We start from the raw sequence: 18,252 nt of genomic DNA on the forward strand, positions 1-18,252 counted from the left end.
GGGCCTTCAGCCCTTCGCCGGGGCGGGGTTCAGCAGGGCGTCCCAGAGTCCGGGGAAGTCGGGCAGGGTCTTCGCGGTGGTGCCCACGTTCTCGACCTGGACACCGGGCACGACCAGGCCGAGCACGGCGGCGGCGGTGGCCAGCCGGTGGTCCTCGTAGGTGTGGAAGACGCCGGCGCGCAGCGGGCGCGGGTTGATCCGCAGGCCGTCCTCGGTCTCGGTGACGTCGCCGCCGAGGCCGTTGATCTCGTCGGCCAGGGCCCTCAGCCGGTCGGTCTCGTGCAGCCGCAGGTGGGCGATGCCGCTGAGGTGCGAGGGGGAGTCGGCGAGGGCCGCCAGCGCGGCGATCACCGGGGTGAGCTCGCCGACCTCGTGCAGGTCGGCGTCCAGGCCGTGCAGCTTGCCGCCGCCGGTGAGCCGCAGGCCCTCAGGGACCGGCTCGCAGACGGCGCCCATCCGGGTGAGCAGCTCGCGCAGCTGGTCGCCGGGCTGGCTGGTGCGTTCCGGCCAGTCGCGGATCACCACGGTGCCGCCGGTGACCAGCGCGGCGGCCAGGAACGGGGCGGCGTTGGACAGGTCCGGCTCGACCACGAGGTCCCGGCCGAGCAGCGCGCCGGGGCTGACCCGCCAGACGTCCGGCTCGCCGCCGTCCTCGGGCGCGTCCACCTGGGCGCCTGCGGCGCGCAGCATCTCCACGGTCATCCGGATGTGCGGCAGGGACGGCACCAAGCCGCCCACGTGGCGGACCTCCACTCCCTGCTGGAAGCGCGGTCCGGAGAGCAGCAGCGCGCTGACGAACTGGGACGAGGAGGAGGCGTCCAGGGTGACCGTGCCGCCGACCAGGCCGCCGGTGCCGTGCACGCTGAGCGGGAGCGCGCCGCGTCCCTCGTCCTCGATCCGCGCGCCCAGCGCGCGCAGGGCGGTGATCACACCGCCGAGCGGGCGCTCGTGCGAGCGGGGGTCGCCGTCGAAGTGGACCGTGCCGTCGGCGAGGGCCGCGACCGGCGGCAGGAAGCGCATCACCGTGCCGGCGTTGCCCACGTCCACCTGGGCCGGGCCGCACAGCGGATTGGGGAGCACCCGCCAGGCGTCGCCGCCGCCCGGGTGGCCGGTGCTGCTGTTCAGGATGTCCTCGATGCCGACGCCCAGGGCGCGCAGCCCGTCCGCCATCAGCAGGCTGTCCCGGCTGCGCAGCGGGCGCCGGACGTAGCCGGGCTGGTCCGCGAGCGAGGCCAGGACCAGGGCCCGGTTGGTCCCCGACTTGGATCCGGGCACGGTGACGACCGCGTCGACGGGGTCGGTCGCGGTCGGTGCGGGCCACAGGGGTTCCAGAGTGCCGGTCATGACTCCCGAGCCTATCCGCATCATCAGCGGGTGAGCAGCCAGCGGGCGCCCGTGGCGAGGCAGCCGAGGGCGATCAGCAGGAAGAGGGTGACCCACAGCAGCGCCGGGGTCCGGGTCAGCCGTCCCAGCTGGTCGGCGTCGGAGTCGGGGGCGCCGCCGTGCCGGCGCTTCTGCTGCAGCTCGACCACCGGGCGGACGCCGGCCAGCAGCAGGAACCACACGCTCAGATAGGCGAACGCGCCCTGCAGCTGGGAGTCGCCGAACCAGGACACGGCGAAGCAGAGGCCGCCGGTCAGCACCACGGTCAGCGCGCCGTAGGCGTTGCGGATCATCACCAGCAGGGCGGCGAGCAGCAGCACCACGCCCCAGAGCAGCGCGGTGACGTGCCCGCCGGAGATCAGCCAGGCGCCGGCCAGGCCCAGCAGCGGCGGCGCGGCGTAGCCGGCGGCGGCGGTGAGCACCATGCCGGGGCCGTGCGGCTTGCCGGAGGAGACGGTGAGCCCGCTGGTGTCCGAGTGCAGCCGGACGCCGTGCAGCCGGCGCCTGGTCAGCACGGCGGCCAGGCCGTGGCCGCCCTCGTGGGCGATGGTGACCACATTGCGGGTGTAGTGCCAGAGGAACCGGGGGACCACCGCGAGCAGGGCTATCGCGGCGGTGGCCCAGAGGATCGCGGTGGACGGCGCGGTCTGGACGCCGGTGACCTGGTCCCAGACCTGGCCGATGCTCTGCGGGTGCATGGGGGTGTTTCTCGCCTCACTGGTCGGTCCGGGACGGGTCCTGGGGTACGGGGAGGAAGCCTCGCACGGGGAGACGCCGCGGGGGTAGCTTCCGGTTCGGGCCCCGGCTGTCGGTGGCTGCTGGCATGGTGTTCGCCATGTGTGGTCGATTCGTGTCCAGCCGCCAACCGGAGGACCTGGTCCAGCTGTTCGACGTGGCCCGCTGGGATCCGGCCGAGGCGCTGGCCCAGGACTGGAACGTCGGTCCGACCAAGCCCGTGTACGCGGTGCTGGAGCGGGCGGTGCAGGAGGAGGGCCCGGCAGCCGTCCGGCAGCTGCGGACGCTGCGCTGGGGCCTGGTGCCGTCCTGGGCGAAGTCGCCGGAGGCCGCCGCGAGAATGATCAACGCGCGGGCCGAGACCGTCCATGAGAAGCCGTCCTACCGGCGTCCCTTCGCCGCCCGCCGCTGCCTGATACCCGCCGACGGCTACTACGAGTGGGCCGCCCCGGAGCCGGGGAGCAAGAAGAAGCAGCCCTACTTCATCGCCCCGGCCGACGGCTCGGTGCTGGCCATGGCCGGGCTCTACGAGTTCTGGCGCGACCGCACCCTCCCCGAGCAGGACCCCGCGGCCTGGTGGTGCAGCTGCACCGTGCTCACCGCCGCCGCCGAACCCGCGCTGGCGCCGATCCACGACCGGATGCCGCTGATGCTGCCGCCGGAGCGCTGGGAGGCCTGGCTGGACCCGGCCGTCACCGACCCGGACCAGGCCCGACTGCTGCTCGCCCCACCGGCTCCTGGGCTGCTGGCGGCCCGGCCGGTGTCGGCCGCGGTCGGCAGCATCCGCAACAACGGTCCGGAGCTGCTGCTGCCGCCGCAGGCGGAGGAACCCCTGCAGCTTTTCTGACGCGTACGCACCGGGCCGGGGAATGAGTGCTGCCGCCCCGTGGTTCACACCACTGTCGGTATCCCAGCGTCATTGGAAGGCAGCGCTCATGGTTGTAGCCGCATGCCCGGCCCGTCCCGAGGGCGTCGCGAGCTCCGTTCTGTCCTGGCCCGAGTGGCCTGTCGCGGGCAAGTCCGCCCCGAGCCCGATAGTCTCCTTGGCGAGCCGGTCCACCGTTGTGGATCGTCCGTTCATCGCTGAGGAGGTGGGTCCGGTCGCCGGGACCGAGGACGAGACGGGAGCCGCGAGCGAACCGCTGCGCGACGACGACTTCGAGGGCGACACCTTCCGTGCCGCTGCCGAGGAGTCCGAGTCCGAGCGTTCGGCGCGCTTCGAACGGGACGCCCTGGGCTACCTCGACCAGATGTACTCCGCCGCGCTGCGGATGACCCGGAACCCGGCCGACGCCGAGGACCTGCTGCAGGAGACCTTCGCCAAGGCGTTCGCCTCCTTCCACCAGTTCCGTGAGGGCACCAACCTCAAGGCGTGGCTGTACCGGATCCTGACCAACACCTTCATCAACTCGTACCGGAAGAAGCAGCGCGAGCCGCAGCGGACCGGTGCCGAGGAGATCGAGGACTGGCAGCTCGCGCGGGCCGAGTCACACATGTCGACCGGGCTCCGCTCCGCCGAGACGGTCGCGCTCGACCATCTCCCGGACAGCGATGTGAAGGACGCACTGCAGTCGATTCCGGAGGAATTCCGGATCGCGGTGTATCTGGCCGACGTCGAGGGCTTCGCCTACAAGGAGATTGCGGACATCATGGGGACACCCATCGGTACGGTGATGTCCCGTCTCCACCGCGGTCGCCGCCAGCTGCGCGACCTGCTGGAGGACTACGCCCGCGACCGTGGGCTGGTTCCGGCCGGCAGCGGCGCCGGGACCGGAGTTCCCCAGACTGGTCTCTCACAGGACCTGGCGAAAGGCTCGGGCTCATGAGCTGCGGAAACCACCACGACACCGAGTGCAGCGAGGTGCTCGACCATCTCTACGAGTACCTCGACAACGAGATGGGCGAGGGTGACTGCGCCAAGCTGAAGGAGCACTTCGACGAGTGCTCCCCCTGCCTGGAGATGTACGGCCTGGAGCAGGCGATCAAGGCCCTGGTGAAGCGCTCCTGCGGCTGCGACACCGCGCCGTCGGACCTCCGCGGCAAGGTGCTCGCCCGGATCGACCGGATCCGGGCCGGGCTCCCGGTCGAGGGCGACCTGGTCGCCGAGGACGCTGCCAACCCGCGCTGACAAGCCGGCTGACGCGCGATCAGCCGCAGGAAATTCGTGGCCCCGGGGCTTGACGCCCCGGGGCCACGGGTATTGACGCTCCGAAACACGGATGTGTCACCTGATCGTGTGACTCTGCTTCCGCCGAACGTGCCAATTCCGCCTTCGGGCGGTTTTGCCTGGTTCGGGGACATATTCTCCGTGGCAGATACCGGATCAGCGCGGAGGCCGAGATCGCTACAGCAGCAGCGGAGGCGCGCAGCCACGCGCTCCCACCCGCCGCCCGCGGCTATGTCGTCCTGGTCGTCACCGCCGCGCTGGTCTGCGTGCTGCCGATGCTGCTGGAGGTCCGCTCGGGCCCGCAGTGGGCCAGGACCGGGGTGCTGGCGCTGCTGTTCGCGATCTGCGACCGACTGGCCGGCGGCGGACGGATCGGCCGGATCGGCCGGAGCAAAGACCGGCCCGGCGGCCGGCCCGGCGAGCCGGTGCCCGGGGTCGAGCACTTCCCGGTGCTGCTGGCCGGGGTGATCCTGCTGCCGCCGGCCGCGGCGGCGCTGGTCGCCCTGCCCGGGGCGCTGCTGGCGTCCGCGGTGCCGCCCCGGGCGGTTCGCAGGGCCTGGAACGCCGCCCAACTGGGACTCAGCTGCTTCCTGGGCGGCTGCGTCTTCCACGCCCTGCACGGCTCCCGGCTGCTCGCCGAGCAGCGGCTGCCCGCGCTGCTGCTGCCGGTCCTGCTCGCCGCGCTGACGTTCTGCCTGGCCAACGGGCTGCTGATGGCCGGGGTGCTGGCCGCCGCCGAGCCCGGGGAGCACCCCGGGAGCTGGCAGGCGGTGCTGCTGCGCTGCCCGGCCTCGGTGTTCGGCACCGGGCTGATCGGGCTGATGACGGCGGTGCTCTGGGAGGGCCCCTACGGGGTGCTCGCGGCCGTGCCCGCGCTGCTGCCGCTGGGCCTCTCCAGCTGGGTGTCGGCGCAGTCCCAGCGCGAGCAGACGGCGCACCGGGCCACCGTCCGGGCCCTGGTCCAGGCGGTCGAGATCAAGGACAGCTACACCAGGGGACACAGCGAACGGGTGGGCCGGGCCGCTGTGCTGATCGCCCGTGAGCTGGGGATGGCCGAGCGCCGGGTGGCCTCGCTGCGGGTCGCCGGCACCCTGCACGACGTCGGCAAACTGGGCGTGCCGACCCGGCTGCTGCGCAAGAGCGGACCGCTCACCGACGCGGAGTACCGGGAGGTGGTGCAGCACCCCGAGTACGGCCACGAGCTGGTCCGCGGCATCGGCTTCCTGGGGGAGGCCAGGGCCGGGATCCTGCACCACCACGAGCGGATGGACGGACGCGGCTACCCGCACGGCCTGGCCGGCCGGGCGATCCCCGAGTTCGCCCGGGTGATCGCGGTCGCCGACGCCTTCGACTCGATGACCTCCACCCGCTCCTACCGGCGCGGCCGGCCGGTCCGCGAGGCGGTCGCGGAGCTGGAGCGCTGCGCGGGCAGCCAGTTCGACCCGGTCATGGTGAAGGCGCTGGCCGGGGCGCTGGAGCGGCACGACTGGCAGTCCGCCCCGGCCGCCCGGGAGGACGAGCAGGCCCCCGACATCCCGCTCGGCGTCCGCGAGCCGCTGCCGGCGCTGGCCGGACCGCGCGACCGGGCCCAGCCCCGCGGGCGCCGGTGAAGACGCTGCGGGCGCTGCACGCGCTGGCCGCGGTGCTGTGCGTGGCGCTGGCGGTGACCCAGGTGGGGCTGTGGGCGCTGCCGCTGTTCGGGCTGCCGCTGCTGCTCGGCCAGCTGTCCTTCCGCCGTTACCACGCGATCCGGGCCACCCGGCGGCAGACCGTCGCCTCGCTGGCCCGTACCACCGAGCTGGCCGGCTACACCCTGCCGGGACACGCCCGCCGGGTGGCCGACCTGGCCGACCGGATCGGCCGCGAGCTGGGCCTCGGCCGACGGGAGCTGCAGCTGCTGGAGTACGCCGCGCTGATGCACGACATCGGCCAGCTCTCGCTGGTCGACCCGGTGCCGGGCGGGGCGACCGCGCTGCTCCCGGTCGAGGAGCAGCGGCGGATCGGACGGCTGGGCAGCGAGGTGATCCGGCAGGCGGGCGTTCCCGCGCAGGTGGCGGAGATCGTGGCCCGGATCGCCGAGCCCAGCGGGACCGGCCCCGGCGGGAGCGGCCCCGGCGGGACCGGCCCCGGCGGGAGCGGTCTGCCGGGCGCCTCGGCGATCATCCGGGTCGCCAACGCCTTCGACGACCTCGGCTGCGACGACGGGGGCCTGGAGGGGCAGCTGGAGGTGCTGGCGCAGCTGCGCGGGGACGCCGCCGCCCGCTACGAGCCGCGGGCGGTGGAGGCGCTGGCCCGGCTCTGCCTGCGCGCGGCGTGACCGGGCGGTCGCGCCTCGGCCGAGCCCTCGGTCGGGCCCGTATAGCAGCTTCCCGGGTCAACCCGCAGCCGCGGCGTGGAGGATCGCCGGAACATGGTTGGATGCAGGAGGAACCGGTGGCTCGCGGGTGTGTGGCGGGTTGCCCAGCGGGCATGGAACTGGACAAGGGGCACTGCTGCGCATGGCGCGGGGGGACAGGGCGACGTAGCGTGCATCCGGGGGCGGCAGTGCGTAGCGCCCCCAGCGACACCGCACCGGAGGGACCCAGCCCGGACCGCCGGGTGGCATCGGACGAGTGGCAGGCCGAGGTGAAGATCTTCAACCGGGCACGGCAGCGGCCGTCCGCCAGCTGGCGGCAGACGACCGACCGGGCCTTCACGCTCATCGGGAACGGGCGGTTCGAGGACGCCGGGGCCCTGCTGGTGCGCGCCGCCGACCTGGAGCCCTGGCTCTCCGACTCCTGGTTCAACCTGGCGCTGCTGCACAAGTTCCGCCGGGACTGGGAGCAGGCGCGGGCCGCGGGCCTGCGCGCCGTCGCCCTGCTGGACCGCAGCACCGGCGCGCCGGACTGGTGGAACCTGGGCATCGCCGCGACCGCGCTGCAGGACTGGGCGCTGGCCCGGCGCAGCTGGCAGGCGTACGGGCTGCGGCTCGCGCCGGGCGAGGGCCCGGTGAGCCTGGACTTCGGCACCACCCCGGTCCGGCTCTCGCCCGAGGGCGAGTCCGAGGTGGTCTGGGGCCGCCGGCTGGACCCGGCCCGGGTGGAGGTGCTCTCGATCCCGCTGCCGTCCTCCGGCCGCCGCTGGGGCGAGGTGGTGCTGCACGACGGCTCCCCGCACGGCGAGCGAGTGGCGGACGGGGTGCCGTACCCGGTGTTCGACGAGATCGAGCTGTGGGCGCCCTCGCCGGTGCCGACCTTCGTGGTGCTGCTGCAGGCCGCGACCGAGGACGACCGGGACGCCCTGGAGCGGCTGGTCTCCGAGGCCGGCTACGCGGCCGAGGACTGGACCTCGTCGGTGCGGCTGCTCTGCCGCGACTGCTCGGAGAGCCGGATGCCGGCCGACGACGGCCACAGCGAGCACCACGACCCGCATGACGACGGACAGCTCGGCCACCTCAGCCACCGCAGCGCGGGCGCCCTGTGGCTGCCCGAACGCGAGTGCGGGCTGGCCGCCCCGGCCGACCTGGTCGGCCTGCTGCTGGACCGCTGGGTGGCCGGCAACCGGTCCGGCCGTGCCTACCGCGACCTGGAAGAAGTCTGTTGACGGGTGTACGCCCCGTAGGCTGGGGGTTCATCCCCGGTACGGACTGAAGGCGAGTGGCAGCGGCATGTCGGAACAGCAGGTCGAGACGGCAGTACTGGAAGAGCCCGCCCCCGTTCGCGTGGTCGGCGAGGAGCCGGACACCTCCAAGGGCGCCTTCCGACCGATCACGGTCGTCGGCAATCCTGTGCTGCACCACCCGTGCGCGACGGTCACCGAGTTCGACGAGGAGCTGTCGGCGCTGGTCGCCGACATGTTCGTGACCATGTACGCGGCGGAGGGCGTGGGCCTGGCCGCCAACCAGGTCGGGGTCGGCCGCCGGGTCTTCGTCTACGACTGCCCCGACGACGAGGGCGTGCGCCATGTCGGCGTGGTGGTGAACCCGGTGCTGGACGACCTCGACCCGGCGCAGCGGACCCTGGACGAGTCCGCCGAGGGCTGCCTCTCCGTCCCCGGCGCCTACGCGGACCTGGCCCGTCCTGAGTACGCGCTGGTCCGCGGCCAGGACCAGCACGGCAAGGAGGTCGTGGTGGAGGGCACCGGCTTCTTCGCCCGCTGCCTCCAGCACGAGACCGACCACCTGAACGGCTACCTGTACATCGACCGGCTCTCCAAGCGCGACCGCAAGGACGCGCTGCGGCAGATGGCGGAGCTGACCCCGAGGTACGAGATCGTCCCCAACGACTGACCGCGCGGGCCGCTGGAAACGCCCTAGCGCTGCAGCCTGGCCCGGTCGCCCATCACCACGACCGGGTGCAGGCCGGGGTCCAGCGTGCGCAGCAGGGTCACCATGTCGGCGCGGGGGAGGCTGACGCAGCCGTGGGTGGCGCCGCCGTGGTCCACATGGAGCCAGATGCCGCCGCCGGCCGCGGCGCCCAGCGGGCGGGTCCAGTCCAGCGGGGTGGTCCCCGGGACGTGGTTGTAGTTGATCGCGATCACATAGTCGAAGGACCCGGCCAGCGGCTCCCCCGAGAAGCCGGTGCCGGTGAGGGTGTAGCCGCTGCGGGAGCGGGTGTACGGGAGCTTGGAGCCGGGGTCGGCCAGCCTGCCGCCGGCGTCGGTGAGGGTGAAGACCCCCACCGGGGAGTGCAGGTCGTCGGCCCGGTGGCGGGTGGTCCAGCCGTGCAGGGCGTTGTGGGCGGCCCAGGTCGGCCCCGGCTGCCAGCCGGCCGCGGTGAGCCGGTAGAGCACGGCGCTGGAGCGGTCGGAACCGGGGCCGGCGCCGGTGACGATCAGGACCTGGCGCGAGCCCCCGGGTATCTGCGCCAGCGTCTTCGGGCCCAGACCCGGCAGGGTGGCCGGCGGCTGCGGAGTGGGCGACGGCACGGGCGCGGCGATCGAGGCCGGCGCCGCCGCGGCGGTCACCACGGTGCTCCGGACGGGCGCGGCGCAGCCGGCCAGGACGAGCGCGGCCAGGGCGGTGGCGGCCGGGAACGCGGTGCGGCGGTTCACTGACTGGTCTCCGAGGTCGGTGCGGGCGAGAACTGCGCGGACTGGACGATGTCCTGGACCAGCGTGGTGAGGGCCGGCGTCGCATGGTTCAGACAGGCCGCTACCACCACCACGGCGCCCGGCAGGGAGGAGGCGGTGGTCAGCACGGCCGAGAGCTGGCTGGTCCCGCCGAAGGCCCGGCAGGCCGGTTCGAGTTCGCTCTTCTGGAGCTGGGCCGACGTGATCCCCTGCTTGGTGTGGCCGGGGACGTACTCGAGCTGGAACGAGAGCAGCACCCGGTTGGCGGGCGAGAGCCCGACGGCCACCGGGCAGACCTCTCCCGACCCGTCGGGGCAGGACTTCTGCACCAGTTTCAGCGGCTGGTCGGAGACAAAGGCGATCGCACCCTTGGGGGACTGCTCGACCGTGTTGACGTGGCGCCAGTGGGCCGGCAGGACCAGGCTCAGCCCCGCCAGGTCCGGGAAGCCGACGCGCGGCGGCGCGGTGGGGGGTGCGTCGGCTCCGGCAGTCGGCGACTGCGCGACCGGGATCTGCACGGTGTCGGTCGGCCGGGCCGGCCCGCTGTGCAGCGGCAGGCCGACGGCGAGGGCGGTGGCGACGGCGGCCAGGGCGGCGGTGAGCGCCCCGCCCGTCCGCCGCCGGCGGCGGCGCCGGATCCGCTCGCGGACCTGCTGCAGCCGCTGCTCGGGCGCGCCGAGCCGGGGGACGGCCCGTTCCAGCAGGATCCGGAGCTCGTTCTCCTGGTCAGTGCTCACGGCACTCACCGCCCGCCGTGAGTTCGGCGATCGGCAGCTGTGTGCGCAGCGCGCGCAGGGCCTTGAACGCCTGGCTCTTGACCGTGCCGGTGTTGCACCCCAGGGCCTCGGCGGTCTCCTCGACGCTCAGATCCTCGAAGTAGCGGAGCACGACCACCGCGCGCTGGCGCGGGGGCAGCCGCCGGACCGCCGCGGCGAGGGCCTGTTCCAGCTCGACGCCCGCGAAGGGGTCGGCCTGGACCGCCCGCTCGGGCAGCGTGGCGAAGGGCAGCTCGCCGCGCCAGCGCCGCTTCCACCAGCTGGCATGGGTGTTGACCAGGGCCTTGCGGACATAGGCTTCCGGGCTGTCGACGGCGATCCGCCGCCAGTGCGGCCAGACCCTGGCCAGCACCGTCTGCAGCAGGTCCTCGGCCTGGTGGGCGTCGCCGGTCAGCAGCCAGGCGATACGGAGCAGCCGAGGACCGCGGGCGGCGACGAAGGCCTCGAAGTCCGATTCCGTGTCGCCGTTCATCCCGCTGACCTTTGCATCGCATCCCTGTTCGGTTCGTCTCTCTCACGCCAGGTTCAACCTGGTGGGGGCCCAATCGGTTGCCCGGGGACCTGAGAAAGAGAGAGACGAACCCGGCAGGCCTAGAAGTCGTCGTCGAAGGAGACCGAGCCCTCCACCGCGACCTGGTAGGCGGAGACCCGGCGCTCGAAGAAGTTGGTCAGCTCCTGGACGCCCTGGAGCTCCATGAAGCCGAACGGGTTCTCCGAACCGTAGCGGACCGGCAGGCCGAGCCGGGTGAGCCGCTGGTCGGCGACGCACTGCAGGTACTCGCGCATGGACTCGGTGTTCATGCCGGGCAGGCCGTCGCCGCAGAGGTCCTGGCCGAACTGCAGCTCGGCCTCGACGGCCTCCTCCAGCATCGCGGTGACCTGCCGGCCGAGCTCCTCGTCCCAGAGGTCCGGCTCCTCGGCGCGGACCGTGTCCACGACCTGGAAGGCGAAGTCCATGTGCATGGACTCGTCCCGGAACACCCAGTTGGTGCCGGTGGCCAGGCCGTGCAGCAGGCCGCGCGAGCGGAACCAGTACACATAGGCGAAGGCGCCGTAGAAGAACAGGCCCTCGATGCAGGCCGCGAAGCAGATCAGATTGAGCAGGAAGCGGCGCCGGTCGGCCTTGGTCTGCAGGCTGTCCAGCTTCTCCACTTGGTCCATCCAGCGGAAGCAGAACTGGGCCTTCTCCCGGATGGAGGGGATGTTCTCCACCGCGGCGAAGGCCGCGTTGCGGTCCTCCGGGTCCGGGAGGTAGGTGTCCAGCAGGGTCAGGTAGAACTGGACGTGCACGGCCTCCTCGAACAGCTGGCGGGACAGGTAGAGCCGGGCCTCGGGCGAGTTGATGTGCTTGTAGAGGGTCAGCACCAGGTTGTTGGACACGATCGAGTCGCCGGTGGCGAAGAACGCCACCAGCCGGCCCAGCATGTGCTTCTCGTCCGCGCTGAGCTTGGCCAGGTCGGCGACGTCGGAGGCGAGGTCGACCTCCTCCACGGTCCAGGTGTTCTTGATCGCGTTGCGGTAGTGCTCGTAGAAGTCGGGGTAGCGCATCGGACGGAGCGTCAGCTCGAAGCCCGGGTCCAGGAGATTCTTTTCAGGAGTTTGGAGCTTCTCGGGGGTGGTGCTCATTACTGGCAGGCCTCGCAGGACTCGGGGTTCTCGAGCGAGCAGGCGATCACTGCTTCGTCCTCGACAACGGGGATGACGGGTGCTGCCGCCGCCGCCCGGGCGATCCGGGTGGCCGGGCGGGAGCGCAGGTAGTAGGTGGTCTTCAGGCCGACCTTCCAGGCGTACGCGTACATCGAGCTGAGCTTGCCGATGGTGGGCGAGGCCAGGAACAGGTTCAGCGACTGGCTCTGGTCCAGGTAGGGCATCCGGGCCGCGGCCAGGTCGATCAGCGCGCGCTGCGGCAGCTCCCAGGCGGTGCGGTAGAGCGAGGCCAGGTCGGACGGCAGGCCGGGGATCTCCAGGGCCGAGCCGTTGGCGGCGCGCAGCGACTCCCGGGTGGCCGGGTTCCACAGCCCGCGGGCCTTGAGGTCGGCCACCAGGTACGGGTTGACCTGCAGGAACTCCCCGCTCAGGGTCTCCCGCTTGAAGAGGTTGGAGACCTGCGGCTCGATGCACTCATAGACACCAGCGATGGAGGCGATGGTCGCCGTCGGCGCGATGGCGAGCAGCAGCGAGTTGCGCAGACCGGTCTCGGCGACCCGGGCGCGGAGGGCGTCCCAGCGGTCGGCCCAGACCGGGGTGGTCTTGAAGTGGTCGATGTGGAGCTGGCCGCGGGCGGCGCGGGTCTCCTCGTAGGCCTCGTGCCGGCCCAGCCGCTCGGCCAGGTCGCAGCTGGTCTCGTAGGCGGCGAGCATGATCCGCTCGGAGATCTGCGTGGACAGCGCCCTGGCCTCGGCGGAGTCGAAGTCGAGCCGGAGCTTGAAGAAGACGTCCTGCAGGCCCATCACGCCCAGGCCGACCGGACGCCAGCGGGCGTTGGACACCCCGGCCTCGGGGGTCGGGTAGAAGTTGATGTCCACCACCCGGTCCAGGAAGGTCACCGCGGTGCGGACGGTGGAGTCGATCCGCTCCCAGTCCATCTCGCCGGACGGCAGCACATGGGCGCCCAGGTTGACCGAGCCGAGGTTGCAGACCGCGGTCTCGCCGTCGTTGGTCACCTCCAGGATCTCGGTGCAGAGGTTGGAGGAGTGGACCGTGCGGCCCGGCAGCGCGGTCTGGTTGGCGGCGCGGTTGGAGGCGTCCTTGAAGGTCATCCAGCCGTTGCCGGTCTGCGCCAGGGTGCGCATCATCCGGGCGTAGAGGGCCCGGGCCGGGAGGGTGCGGATGGCCAGCCCGGCCGCCTCGGCCTTGGCGTAGGCGGCGTCGAACTCGGCGCCCCACAGGTCCACCAGCTCGGGGACGTCGCCCGGGGAGAACAGCGACCACTCGGTGTCGGCGTCCACCCGGCGCATGAACTCGTCCGGGACCCAGTGCGCCAGGTTCAGGTTGTGGGTGCGGCGGGCCTCCTCGCCGGTGCTGTCGCGCAGTTCCAGGAACTCCTCGACGTCCGCGTGCCAGGTCTCCAGGTAGACGCAGGCCGCGCCCTTGCGGCGGCCGCCCTGGTTCACCGCGGCGACCGAGGAGTCGAGGGTGCGCAGGAACGGCACGATGCCGTTGGACTGGCCGTTGGTGCCGCGGATCAGGCTGCCCCGGGAGCGGATCCGGCTGTAGGAGAGGCCGATGCCGCCGGCGTGCTTGCTGAGCCGGGCGATCTGGGCGTAGCGCTCGTAGATCGAGTCCAGCTCGTCCAGCGGGGAGTCCAGCAGGTAGCAGGAGGACATCTGCGGGTGCCGGGTGCCGGAGTTGAACAGGGTGGGGGAGGAGGGCAGGTACTCGAGACGGCTCATCAGCCGGTACAGCTCGGCCACCTCGGCGACGGACTCCGTACCGTCCCCGACCTGGAGGCCGCAGGCGACGCGGAGCAGGAAGTGCTGCGGGGTCTCGATCACCTGACGGGTGATCGGGTGGCGCAGCAGGTAGCGGGAGTAGACCGTGCGCAGGCCGAAGTACTCGAAGCGGTCGTCGGCGGTGAAGTCGACCACCGCGTCCAGCGCCTCGGCGTGGGCGGCCACGAAGGCGGCGGTGGTGTCGCCGATCAGGCCCTCGCGGTGGCCGACCGCGATGGAGGCGGCGAAGCAGGTGGCGCCCTGTCCCGATGCCTCCTCGCGGATCTCCTCGGCCAGCAGCCGGGCGGCCAGCCGGGAGTACTGCGGGTCCTCGGCGATCAGCGCGGCGGAGGCCTCGATGGCCAGGCCGCGCAGCTCGGAGTAGTCGGCGATGGAGCTGCGGCCGCGCAGGGCGGCGGCGGCGACCCGGCCGGGGTCCACCTCAGTGAGGTCGGGGGAGCGCTCGGTGAGGGTGCGCAGCAGCGCGGTGCCGGGGGAGTCGGGGACGACGGGGCTGTCCGGCGCCAACGGGCCCTCGCCCTGGTGCGCGACTGTCGTCGTCGCTGCTGCGGTCTCGGTGATCGTCACTGTGCGCTCCTCGTTGGCGGCCGGTCGGCTGCGGGCCGCTGCCGGAGGCATGAGGAAGCGTGACGTCGCTGCGCGGAGCGCAGCACGGAACGCGTCCCCGGCCCACCCGCGAGGCCCGGACGTGCGTCGCCCCCCGGGGCATGCCGGGGAGAGCTGTCCGCAGGTACTCGGACTCGCGGGCGCATACGAAGCAACCCGCTCACCGCTGCGGGGCAGTCCCGGAATCGCACCGGGTTCCCCTGCATGGACAGCGAGAACGAGCATACATGTAGGGGTGCTTCTGGAAAGCACCCCTACATGTAGTGTCGCGAGTGCGCGGAGTCACCCCTCCAGCGCTGCCGGAAGGCGGGACATCTGGCGGTGTGTCAGATTCGGGGGGTAGTCGCGGGGGCGTCAGGCTCCCCGGCGCGAGCGGGAGCGAGGCGGGACCGGATGACGGTGCTGGGAACGGCTGTGCGGCGGGGGATCGGGGCCGGGGCGGCGGCGGGGCTGCTGCTGGTGCTGGGCACGGCCGGGACGGCGGAGGCGGTCTCCGCCGCCGCGGCGCCACAGGTGAAGATCTGCGGGAAGAACGCCACCAACCTCCGGAAGCCGCCATTGGCGCTGAGGTTCGACAAGCTGCACAAGGTCTACTACGTCGGCGGGTCCTGGTCCCGGTTCGGGCTCAAGGCGGGGAACAGCACCGGGGCCCGCTGCGCGGCGGTCCGCCCGGTGCTGGTGTTCGGGGCCCGGAACAGGCCGCTGCGCCAGGGCGACGTCCGGCTGCAGTGGAAGGCGAAGGCGGGGAGGGGCGGCAAGGCCGGCTGGCACGGGTCGGCCATGGTCGCCGAGAACGGGGTGCTGATGGGGCTGGCCGGACCGGCCAAGGGGCTGACCCTGCCGGCCGGGGCGCGGACCACGGTGCCGCTGCGGATGCGGTTCGCCACCGGCGCGCCGACCGGGCAGTGGCTGACCCTGGCGATCGGCTACGAGCCGGTGCTGCTGGAGGGGCAGACCGTGCCGCTGCCGGTGGGGGTCTCCGACCCGCACCTGTTCCGGGTGGCCCACCGGCCCCGTCCGCAGCCCCGTCCGCACCCCCGCCCGAGCACCGGGCCGCAGCGGCCGCAGCTGGCGGAGACCGGGGCCCCGGCGGCCACCGTGGCGGCCGCCGGCACCGCGCTGCTCTCCCTGGTCGGCGGCGCGGGCCTGGTCCGGCTCTCGCGCCGCCGCAGCAGTGACTAGCCGCAACGGCTAGTCCAGGTGGGTGGTGGTGTTGTAGCAGTCCAGGGCGAGCTGCCCGGACGGGGTGCGGGACCAGCGGGTGATCGAGGCGTTGCCGACCGCGCCCGCGCGGTCCACGGCGAGGATCGCCGCCTCGTCCAGGTCGTCCAGGATGTGGCGGAGCATCAGCACCACCGCGTCGTGGGCCACCAGCAGCACCCGGCGGGACTCCTCGACCTCGTAGAGGTCGCGGAGCAGGCTGCGGCAGCGCAGGGCGACGTCCGCCAGCGACTCGCCGCCGGGCGGGCGCCAGCGCAGCTCGCCGAGCAGCCGGCGGCGGGCCGCCTCGGCCGGGTGGTACAGCTCGATCGCGGCCTTGGTGACCATCTCCAGGACGCCCAGCTCGCGGTCCCGCAGCCGCTCGTCGGTGCGGACCGAGGGCAGCGGCAGCCCGGCCCGGTCGATCTCGGCGACCACCAGCTCGGCGGTCTCCTGGGCCCGCAGGTAGGGGGAGACCCAGAGGCTCTGCGGCAGCGGCCCGTCGGTACGGGCGGCCAGCCTGCGGCCCAGCGCGGTGGCCTGGTCCCGGCCCAGGGTGGTCAGGCTGAGGTCCGCGTCGCGGCAGGTGATGCCCGTGTCCAGCGCGCCGGCCGCCTCGGCGGCGGCGAAGGCGGCGTTGGCGGTGCTCTGGCCGTGCCGGGTGACGGTCAGCGAGAGCGGGCGTGGGAGGGCGGTGTGCGGCGGCGGTGGGACGGGTGCGGGCTGGCTGCGCTGGTGATGGTCGGTGAGCTCCACGGGTTCCCCCTGCGGGTCGTCCGGCCCGGCGCGGAGGTGCGTACGGGCCGCCGCTTCCAGTGTGCGGGAGCGGCGGCCCGTCAGGGGGGCGCAAAGGTGGTGCGTCAGGGAGCGAGGGGCGCGAGCCCCCTACGGCGTGAGGGCCGGGAGGGGCGCGGTGGCGGTGAGGTAGTCGGTGGGGGTGGTCTCGTCGGGGAGGGCGGACACCTTGGCGGCGCGCAGGGCCAGGGTGAGCACGGCGGCGACGGCGAGGTTGAGGACGAAGGCGGTGACGCCGATGTAGCCGATCTGGCCGATGCCGGGGATGTTGGCGGCGCTGCCGCCGAAGTGGGAGCCGGGTTTGCCGGGTGCGGCGATGCCGTAGGCCTCGTAGGTGCCGTAGGCCATCCCGGCGGCCCAGCCGGCCAGCAGGGCCCAGTGGTGGAACCAGCGCGAGAACAGCCCGCTGACGATGGCCGGGAAGGTCTGCAGGATCCAGATCCCGCCGAGCAGCTGCAGATTGATCGAGAACTGCTTGTCGATGCCCAGCACGAAGCCCAGCGCGCCCAGCTTCACCAGCAGCGACACGATCTTGGCGACCCTGGTCTCCTGCGCCGGGGTCGCGGCCGGGCGGAAGAACTCCCGGTAGATGTTCCGGGTGAACAGGTTGGCCGCCGCGATGGACATGATCGCGGCCGGCACCAGCGCGCCGATCCCGATCGCCGCGAAGGCCACCCCGGCGAACCAGGACGGGAACATCTGCTGGAACAGCTGCGGCACGGCGAGCTGGGCGTTGTAGCCCTTGACGCCCTTGCCGACGCCGGCCGCCAGCGCCATGAAGCCCAGCAGCGAGAGCAGCCCGAGCATCAGCGAGTAGGCCGGCAGGATCGCCAGGTTGCGGCGGATCGTGTTGCGGTCCTTGGCGGCCAGCACCCCGGTCGCCGAGTGCGGGTACATGAACAGCGCCATCGCCGAGCCCAGCGCCAGCGTCGCGTACGACCACTGCGCCTTGGGGCCTGGGATCAGCGAGCCCTTGGGCTTGCCGGTGGCCGGGCTGGTCTGCGCCAGCGAGGCGGCGGCGTCGTGGAAGACATGGCCGTAGCCGCCGAGCCGGATCGGGATGTAGATCACCGCCACGATCACCACGATGTAGACCAGGGTGTCCTTGACGAAGGCGATCAGTGCCGGGGCCCGCAGCCCGGAGGAGTAGGTGTACGCGGCCAGTACCGCGAAGGCGATCAGCAGCGGCAGGTCCTTGGCCCAGCCGCTGGAGCCGCCCACCCCCATGGTGTCCAGCACCGCCTGGATCCCGACCAGTTGCAGCGCGATGTACGGCATGGTGGCGAGGATGCCGGTCAGCGCCACGGCCAAGGCCAGGTAGCGGGAGCCGTAGCGGCCCCGGGCGAAGTCGGCCAGGGTGACATAGCCGCGGGCCCGGGCCACCGACCAGAGCCGGGGCAGGAACAGGAACACCAGCGGCCAGGCGACGATCGTGTACGGGACGGCGTAGAAGCCGGCCGCGCCCACGCCGTAGATCAGCGCGGGGACGGCGATGAAGGTGTACGCCGTGTAGAGGTCGCCGCCGAGCAGGAACCAGCTGACGATGGTGCCGAAGCCGCGTCCGCCGAGGCCCCACTCGTCCAGGTGCAGGGCGTTGTCGGGGCGGCGCCAGCGGGCGGCGAAGAAGCCGATGCCGGTGACGGCCAGGAAGAAGAGCAGGAAGACGGTGAAGCTGACGGCGTTCACACCGGCTCACCGCCCTGGGCGGCATGCGCGGCGCGCTGCTTCTCCTCGCGCCGGATCAGCAGGTAGGCGCCCCCGGTGAAGACCGCGGAGACCACCACCCAGGCCAGCTGGTACCAGTAGAAGAAGGGGATGCCGAGGAAGGCCGGGTCGAGCCGGGAGTAGGAGCCGACCCAGAGCAGGGCCACGAAGGGCGCCGCCAGCAGGAGCGCGCAGGCGATCCTGGTGGGCGTGACCAGGGGCGGGCGGGCCGGCGCGGAGGGGGCGGGGGGCGGTGCTGTTTCGGCCATGGATGCGGCTCCGGGGGCTGGCGGACGACGGACCCCTGGAATCTAAGCCGTTGTCGGGCTCACGTCACGTGTGGATACAGGAATCACCGGGATCGTGGAGTGAGCCTACGGCGCAC

The 18,252-nt window shown here is 72.9% G+C and carries 18 protein-coding genes and 1 riboswitch; of the genes, 8 read left to right on the top strand and 10 right to left on the bottom strand.

All coding sequences use genetic code 11. From position 1 onward, the window contains the following. Positions 1 to 6: 6 nt before the first annotated feature. Together aroA and ACXKR8_RS32215 are read right to left on the bottom strand one after the other, a co-directional pair. The gene (gene aroA / locus ACXKR8_RS32210) at positions 7 to 1,344 is read right to left on the bottom strand and encodes a 3-phosphoshikimate 1-carboxyvinyltransferase (RefSeq protein WP_458268087.1); all 1,338 of its coding nucleotides are present in this window, start codon (positions 1,342 to 1,344) and stop codon (positions 7 to 9) included. A gap of 23 nt (positions 1,345 to 1,367) precedes the next feature. Continuing rightward, positions 1,368 to 2,081 carry a M50 family metallopeptidase gene (locus tag ACXKR8_RS32215; protein WP_458268088.1) on the bottom strand — a complete coding sequence of 238 codons (714 nt, stop codon included), beginning with the start codon at positions 2,079 to 2,081 and terminating at the stop codon, positions 1,368 to 1,370. Positions 2,082 to 2,218: 137 nt separating this feature from the next. Between ACXKR8_RS32215 and ACXKR8_RS32220 the strand changes: the two genes are divergently transcribed. From ACXKR8_RS32220 to def, 7 genes are all read left to right on the top strand, one after another. After that, a complete protein-coding gene (locus ACXKR8_RS32220) occupies positions 2,219 to 2,965 on the top strand; it encodes an SOS response-associated peptidase (RefSeq protein WP_458268089.1) in 747 nt (248 codons plus the stop codon). 244 nt (positions 2,966 to 3,209) lie between these two features. Continuing rightward, complete coding sequence (locus ACXKR8_RS32225) at positions 3,210 to 3,944, top strand: sigma-70 family RNA polymerase sigma factor (RefSeq protein WP_458275131.1); 735 nt, start codon at positions 3,210 to 3,212, stop codon at positions 3,942 to 3,944. Further along, positions 3,941 to 4,246: a mycothiol system anti-sigma-R factor gene (rsrA, locus tag ACXKR8_RS32230; RefSeq protein ID WP_458268090.1), complete on the top strand. Its 306-nt coding sequence runs from the start codon at positions 3,941 to 3,943 to the stop codon at positions 4,244 to 4,246. Before ACXKR8_RS32225 ends, rsrA begins: the two co-directional genes overlap by 4 nt. Positions 4,247 to 4,560: 314 nt before the next feature. Continuing rightward, a complete protein-coding gene (locus ACXKR8_RS32235; RefSeq protein WP_458275132.1) occupies positions 4,561 to 5,895 on the top strand; it encodes an HD-GYP domain-containing protein in 1,335 nt (444 codons plus the stop codon). Continuing rightward, positions 5,892 to 6,602 (top strand): HD domain-containing protein, encoded by a 711-nt coding sequence (locus ACXKR8_RS32240; protein ID WP_458268091.1) that lies wholly within the window; start codon positions 5,892 to 5,894, stop codon positions 6,600 to 6,602. The genes ACXKR8_RS32235 and ACXKR8_RS32240 overlap by 4 nt, the downstream gene beginning before the upstream one ends. A 308-nt stretch (positions 6,603 to 6,910) precedes the next feature. Next, positions 6,911 to 7,867 (top strand): tetratricopeptide repeat protein, encoded by a 957-nt coding sequence (locus tag ACXKR8_RS32245; protein ID WP_458275133.1) that lies wholly within the window; start codon positions 6,911 to 6,913, stop codon positions 7,865 to 7,867. A gap of 64 nt (positions 7,868 to 7,931) precedes the next feature. Further along, positions 7,932 to 8,552 (top strand): peptide deformylase, encoded by a 621-nt coding sequence (def, locus tag ACXKR8_RS32250; protein WP_458268092.1) that lies wholly within the window; start codon positions 7,932 to 7,934, stop codon positions 8,550 to 8,552. Positions 8,553 to 8,575: 23 nt separating this feature from the next. Here the strand turns inward: def and ACXKR8_RS32255 are convergent, their stop codons facing one another. From ACXKR8_RS32255 to ACXKR8_RS32275, 5 genes are all read right to left on the bottom strand, one after another. Then, on the bottom strand, positions 8,576 to 9,316 hold the full coding sequence (locus tag ACXKR8_RS32255) for a L,D-transpeptidase family protein (protein ID WP_458268093.1): 741 nt from the start codon (positions 9,314 to 9,316) through the stop codon (positions 8,576 to 8,578). Continuing rightward, positions 9,313 to 10,071: a hypothetical protein gene (locus tag ACXKR8_RS32260; RefSeq protein ID WP_458268094.1), complete on the bottom strand. Its 759-nt coding sequence runs from the start codon at positions 10,069 to 10,071 to the stop codon at positions 9,313 to 9,315. The genes ACXKR8_RS32255 and ACXKR8_RS32260 overlap by 4 nt, the downstream gene beginning before the upstream one ends. Continuing rightward, the gene (locus ACXKR8_RS32265; RefSeq protein WP_458268095.1) at positions 10,061 to 10,582 is read right to left on the bottom strand and encodes a SigE family RNA polymerase sigma factor; all 522 of its coding nucleotides are present in this window, start codon (positions 10,580 to 10,582) and stop codon (positions 10,061 to 10,063) included. The genes ACXKR8_RS32260 and ACXKR8_RS32265 overlap by 11 nt, the downstream gene beginning before the upstream one ends. Before the next feature lie 119 nt (positions 10,583 to 10,701). Beyond that, positions 10,702 to 11,736: a ribonucleotide-diphosphate reductase subunit beta gene (locus tag ACXKR8_RS32270; protein WP_458268096.1), complete on the bottom strand. Its 1,035-nt coding sequence runs from the start codon at positions 11,734 to 11,736 to the stop codon at positions 10,702 to 10,704. Next, a complete protein-coding gene (locus ACXKR8_RS32275) occupies positions 11,736 to 14,180 on the bottom strand; it encodes a ribonucleoside-diphosphate reductase subunit alpha (protein ID WP_458268097.1) in 2,445 nt (814 codons plus the stop codon). The genes ACXKR8_RS32270 and ACXKR8_RS32275 overlap by 1 nt, the downstream gene beginning before the upstream one ends. Before the next feature lie 90 nt (positions 14,181 to 14,270). Continuing rightward, positions 14,271 to 14,397: riboswitch (cobalamin riboswitch) on the bottom strand. A 164-nt stretch (positions 14,398 to 14,561) separates the two neighbouring features. On the opposite strand from ACXKR8_RS32275, the gene ACXKR8_RS32280 reads away from it, so the two are divergent. Further along, positions 14,562 to 15,350 (top strand): hypothetical protein, encoded by a 789-nt coding sequence (locus ACXKR8_RS32280; RefSeq protein WP_458268098.1) that lies wholly within the window; start codon positions 14,562 to 14,564, stop codon positions 15,348 to 15,350. Between the two features lie 9 nt (positions 15,351 to 15,359). Here ACXKR8_RS32280 and ACXKR8_RS32285 read toward each other — a convergent pair whose 3' ends face one another. From ACXKR8_RS32285 to ACXKR8_RS32295, 3 genes are all read right to left on the bottom strand, one after another. Beyond that, positions 15,360 to 16,124: a histidine phosphatase family protein gene (locus tag ACXKR8_RS32285; RefSeq protein ID WP_458268099.1), complete on the bottom strand. Its 765-nt coding sequence runs from the start codon at positions 16,122 to 16,124 to the stop codon at positions 15,360 to 15,362. A gap of 129 nt (positions 16,125 to 16,253) precedes the next feature. Further along, entirely contained in the window at positions 16,254 to 17,849 is a 1,596-nt protein-coding gene (gene mctP, locus ACXKR8_RS32290) for a monocarboxylate uptake permease MctP (protein ID WP_458268100.1), read from the bottom strand. Next, entirely contained in the window at positions 17,846 to 18,136 is a 291-nt protein-coding gene (locus tag ACXKR8_RS32295; protein WP_458268101.1) for a DUF3311 domain-containing protein, read from the bottom strand. The genes mctP and ACXKR8_RS32295 overlap by 4 nt, the downstream gene beginning before the upstream one ends. Positions 18,137 to 18,252: the final 116 nt, after the last annotated feature.

The sequence above is a fragment of the Streptacidiphilus sp. PAMC 29251 genome (genome assembly GCF_054208735.2).